The sequence below is a fragment of the Methylibium sp. T29 genome (assembly GCF_000576205.1).
GTDB lineage: Bacteria > Pseudomonadota > Gammaproteobacteria > Burkholderiales > Burkholderiaceae_C > Methylibium > Methylibium petroleiphilum.
Genome location: NZ_AZND01000299.1, coordinates 1 through 3,627, shown reverse-complemented (window position 1 = coordinate 3,627; position 3,627 = coordinate 1). Strand labels below are relative to the sequence as shown.

The 3,627-nt window shown below is 70.4% G+C and carries 3 protein-coding genes and 1 pseudogene; all 4 read right to left on the bottom strand.

The window, feature by feature from the left end:
• Positions 1 to 1,115: pyrroloquinoline quinone biosynthesis protein PqqE (pqqE, locus tag x551_RS19755; RefSeq protein WP_036250471.1), on the bottom strand; the 1,115-nt coding region annotated here is incomplete at its 3' end.
• A gap of 6 nt (positions 1,116 to 1,121) precedes the next feature.
• Positions 1,122 to 1,391, bottom strand: a complete 270-nt coding sequence (gene pqqD / locus x551_RS19750) for a pyrroloquinoline quinone biosynthesis peptide chaperone PqqD (protein WP_011830173.1) — start codon at positions 1,389 to 1,391, stop codon at positions 1,122 to 1,124.
• The gene (gene pqqC, locus x551_RS19745; RefSeq protein WP_036235466.1) at positions 1,388 to 2,131 is read right to left on the bottom strand and encodes a pyrroloquinoline-quinone synthase PqqC; all 744 of its coding nucleotides are present in this window, start codon (positions 2,129 to 2,131) and stop codon (positions 1,388 to 1,390) included. Before pqqC ends, pqqD begins: the two co-directional genes overlap by 4 nt.
• Positions 2,128 to 3,059: pseudogene (pqqB, locus tag x551_RS19740) on the bottom strand (pyrroloquinoline quinone biosynthesis protein PqqB). The gene pqqC and the pseudogene pqqB overlap by 4 nt, the downstream one beginning before the upstream one ends.
• Positions 3,060 to 3,627: the final 568 nt, after the last annotated feature.

Here is a 3,627-nt window from a genome sequence, read left to right as displayed (position 1 = left end):
AGCGGCTGGGTCGCGGGAGCGGCCTCGGCCTGCTCGACGGCGGCCTGCAGCGCGGCGTCGATCAGCGGGCGGTCGGGGCTCTTGGGGCAGACCGGGTCGGTGGCCGCCGCGTCGCCGGTGACCAGGAAGGCCTGGCAGCGGCAGCCGCCGTGGTCGACCGGGTGCTGGTCGCAGCTCAGGCAGGTGTCGCTCATCCACGCCGTGCCGCGGTAGCGGTTGAAGGCGTCGCTGTCGCGCCAGATGCCGGCGATGCTGTGCTCGGTGACCTTGGGAAATTCGAAGCCCGGCAGCATGCGCGCGCTGTGGCAGGGCAGGGCGGTGCCGTCGGGCGCGATGACCATGAACACCGCGCCCCAGCCGGCCATGCAGGGCTTGGGCTTGGCGTCCACGTAGTCGGGCGAGACCCACAGGATCTTGGTGCGGCCGGCCAGCCGCTCGCGGTGGCTGTCGACGATGGCCTCGGCCGCGCGCAGTTCGTCGGGCGTGGGCATCAGCGCCGCGCGGTTGAGCCAGGCCCAGCCGTAGTACTGGGTGTTGGCCAGCTCCAGGTAGTCGGCGCCCATGGCCTCGGCCATCTCGATGATGCGGCCCACGTGCGGCAGGTTGTAGCGGTGCATCACGCAGTTCAGCACCATCGGGTAGCCGAGCGACTTGATGATCGCGGCCACCTTGTTCTTGTGGTCGAAGGTGCGGGTGGACGACAGGAAGTCGTTCAGCTCCTTGGTGGAGTCCTGGAAGCTGAGCTGGATGTGGTCGAGCCCGGCGTCCTTGAGCGCGCGGGCGCGCTTCTCGGTGAGGCCGATGCCGGAGGTGATGAGGTTGGTGTAGTAGCCGAGCTGGCGCGCCTCGGCCACCAGCTCTTCCAGGTCGTCGCGCAGCAGCGGCTCGCCGCCCGAGAAGCCGAGCTGCACCGCGCCCATCTGCCGCGCCTCGCGGAACACGCGCTTCCAGTCCTCGGTGCCGATCTCGCCCAGGTGGTCGGCGTAGTTCGTGGGGTTGGAGCAGAACACGCAGTGCAGCGGGCACTTGTAGGTCAGCTCCGCGAGCAGCCACATCGGCGCGCCGGGCGGCTGCGGGGTGGCGGGCGAAGCGGCGGGGACGGCGGCGTGGCTCATGCGGGCCTAGACGATCCAGTGTTGTTCGTAGGCGTGGCGCAGGAAGTCCTCGACGTCACCGCGCAGCCCCTCGGTGCTGAAGCTGCGCTCCAGATCGGCGGTGATGTCGAGCACGCTCGCCTGGCCGTCGCAGCGCTTGAGGATCTCGCTGGCCGGGCCGTTGAGCTTGACCAGGCCTTCGGGGTAGAGCAGCACCCAGCAGTCCTGCGCCGGCTCGAACTGCAGGCGGAACATCGGCGCGAGGCGCGGGCGGGCGGTGTCGGCCACAGCACTCACGGTCGGCGCTCCTCGGGCAGGTCGTCGGGGTAGGCGCGCTCCACGGCGTCGAGCAGCGACCACAGCACGTCGAGCTTGAACTGCAGGATCTCGATCGCGCGCTCCTGCTTCGCGCGGGTGTCGCCGAACGCGATGGCGACCTCCAGGCCGTGCTCCACGTCGCGCTGCGCCAGCGGGATGCGGCTGCGGAAATAGGCCAGGCCCTCGGCGGCGATCCACGGGTACATGCTGGGCCAGCCGGCCAGCCGGTCGGCGTGGATCTTGGGCGCGAACATCTCGGTCAGCGAGGAGATCACGCCCTCGCGCCAGGGCGCGCGGCGCGCGAAGTTCACGTAGGCATCGACCGCGAAGCGCACGCCCGGCTGAACGTGGCGGTGCGACCAGAGGTCCTCGCGGCTCAGGCCCACGGCCATGCCCAGGCGCGTCCAGGTCTCGATGCCGCCAGCCGTTTTTTCGGAGTATTGGCCCTCGTGATCCAGATGGCCGTCGTGGTCGAGCATGCGCTCGATCCAGCGGCGCCGCGTCGCGCGGTCCTCGCAGTTGGCCATGACCGCGGCGTCCTTCATCGGGATCGCCTGCTGGTAGTAGAAGCGGTTGGCCACCCAGCCGCGCACCTGGAAGGGCTGCAGCGCGCCGCTGTTGAGCCGCTTGTTGAAGGGATGGTGGATGTGGTACCCGGACTCCTTGGCGCGCAGGCGTGCCTCGAATTCCGCGGGGGACCAGGGCAGGTCGGCGCTCAAAGAACGATCTCCATGCCATCGTGCGCCACCTCGATCCCGCGGCGCGCCAGTTCGGCGCGCTCGGCGCCGTAGTCGTCGAGGATGGGGTTGCTGTTGTTGATGTGGATCAGCAGCTTGCGGTGGGCGCCGGTGCGGTCGAGCGCGTCCATCATGCCGCCGCGTTGCGGCGAGCCGCTCTGCGGGAGGTGGCCCATGTCGGCGGCGAACTTGCTGCCCAGGCCGGCCTGCACCATCTCGTCCTCGGTCCAGAAGGTGCCGTCGACCAGCAGGCAGTCGGCGTCACGCATCCATTGCAGCTCCACGTCGCCCACGTCGGCCAGGCCCGGTGCGTAGAACAGCCGCTTGCCAGTCATGCGGTCGGTGACCTCGAGCGCGATGTTGTCGCCCACCTTGGGATCGTGGCGGTGTGGCGAATACGGCGGTGCCTTGCCCGGGATGGCGACGGCGCGGAAGCGCAGCGTCTCGAAGCCGTCGACGCTGAACTCGGCCACGCGCTGCTCGCCGGCCACCGGCAGCATGTGCCAGTGCACGCCACAGTAGTGGTCCAGCACGGTGAGGATGGGCAGGCCGGTGGTGAGGTCTTCGAACACGCAGGGCGTCACGTACAGCTCGATGGGCGGGCCCTCGCGCAGGCTGAGCAGGCCGGTCGCGTGTCGATCTGGGCATCCATCAGCACCACGGCCTTGATCGGTGAATCACGCAGGCCGTGCTTCGGGTGCAGCGCGGGCTGCACGCGCAGCTGCTGGCCGATGTCGGGCGAGGCGTTCAGCAGCACCCAGCGCTGGCCGTCGGGGGAGATGGCGATGGAGCTCTGCGTGCGCGGCCGGATCAGCCGCGAGCCGTTGCGCGCGGCGGCACACATCGCGCAGTTGCAGTTCCACTGCGGGCAGCCGCCGCCTGCGCCGGAGCCCAGTACCAGCACCTTCATGGCGCACTCCGGCGTCTGACGCGCCGCTCGCTCAACAACAACATCGGTCCCCTCGTCTTGTTCTGTCCAGCGCGGGATCGCGCACACTGCGAACCCATCCCTGAACGCTACTCGTGCCCCGAAGGCAACGCCAGTCGATCATGATTTTCTTCCGAGCGACGGATGGGGCCTTGCGTGTGCCGCGCAGGGCGTCCGTGTTACGGCGACGCGGTCGATGGTTGCCGCCATCGACGGTCGGAGGTTCGCGCAGGCCCGACGGGGGCCGCAACCCCGCATTGACCCTGTGAGCAGCAACGGCGATCCGGGGCAAACCCTCGCCCCCGCGGCGCTGCCGGCCGGGGACTGGCTGGCGCCCGTGGACGGGCACCGCGTCTGGTGGTGCGAGGGGGGGCGACCCAGCCGGGCTGCCGGTGCTGATCGTGCACGGCGGCCCGGGCGGCGCCAGCCGCCTGGAGCCGACGCGCTGGTTCGACGGCCTGCCGCTGCGCTGGATCGCGATCGACCAGCGCGGTTGCGGGCGCAGCGAGCCGCCCGGTCGGACGGACGGCAACGACCTGGGAGCGCTGCT